Consider the following 1257-nt stretch of genomic DNA (forward strand, 5'->3'; position numbering starts at 1 on the left):
AACATCTGACGGGAAATACGGTTGAGATTGTTGATCGACTCGATCATGTGCACCGGAATACGGATGGTGCGGGCCTGGTCGGCAATCGAGCGAGTGATCGCTTGACGGATCCACCAGGTGGCATAAGTCGAGAACTTGTAACCACGGCGGTATTCGAACTTGTCCACCGCTTTCATCAGACCGATGTTGCCTTCCTGGATCAGATCGAGGAATTGCAGGCCGCGGTTGGTGTACTTCTTGGCGATCGAGATCACCAGACGCAAGTTGGCTTCAACCATCTCTTTCTTCGCGCGGCGGGCCTTGGCCTCACCGATCGACATGCGACGGTTGATGTCCTTGATTTCTGCGATGGTCAGACCGGTTTCGGTTTCCAGCGCGATCAGTTTCTGCTGGCAACGGATGATGTCCGGCTGAACACGGCCGATGGCTTCGGCGTACTTGCTCTTGCCTTTGGCCAGGGCGTCGGACCAGCTTTCGTCGACTTCATTGCTCGGGAATTGACGCAGGAAGTCGGTGCGAGGCATGCGTGCATCACGTACGCACAGTTGCATGATCGCGCGCTCTTGCTGACGCAGACGATCCAGGGCGCCGCGAACACGCTCGACCAGGCCTTCGAATTGCTTCGGGACCAGTTTGATCGGCATGAACAGCTCGGCCAGAGCCAGCAGCTCGGCAATCGCTGCCTTGTTGCTGCGACCGTGCTTTTTCAGAGCCTTGCGCGTGATTTCCATCTGATCGGACACAGCGCCGAAACGCTGGGCAGCGATAACCGGATCCGGACCGCTTTCGGCTTCTTCTTCGTCATCGGAAGAATCGGCTTCATCGTCGTCGGAATCGTCGTCCGCTTTCACGGCCTTCGGATCGACAGGCGGCGGCACTTCTGCCGCAGGCGGCGCGATGCCGTCGTCCGGGTCGATATAACCGCTCAGAACGTCGGACAGGCGACCACCTTCGGTGGTGACGCGGGTGTACTCCGAGAGAATGTGGTCAACCGTGCCAGGGAAGTGCGCGATTGCGCCCATCACTTCACGGATGCCCTCTTCGATCCGCTTGGCGATTTCGATTTCGCCTTCACGAGTCAGAAGCTCGACCGTACCCATTTCACGCATGTACATGCGCACCGGGTCGGTGGTGCGACCGATATCGGTCTCCACCGCCGCCACCGCAGCGGCTGCTTCTTCCGCAGCGGCCTCGTCGGTATCGGCGTCGGCCAACATAAGGGCGTCCGCATCCGGAGCACTCTCGTGTACGGGGATC

General features: G+C 59.3%; 1 protein-coding gene. It reads right to left on the reverse strand.

Features of this window, described 5'->3' with window-relative positions; translation table 11 throughout:
* A partial coding sequence (locus tag ACIOU6_RS28035) for a sigma-70 family RNA polymerase sigma factor (protein WP_401140003.1) occupies nt 1-1257 on the reverse strand: 1257 nt, incomplete at both ends.

The sequence above is a fragment of the Pseudomonas sp. NPDC087615 genome, from assembly GCF_044743445.1.
GTDB lineage: Bacteria > Pseudomonadota > Gammaproteobacteria > Pseudomonadales > Pseudomonadaceae > Aquipseudomonas > Aquipseudomonas baetica_A.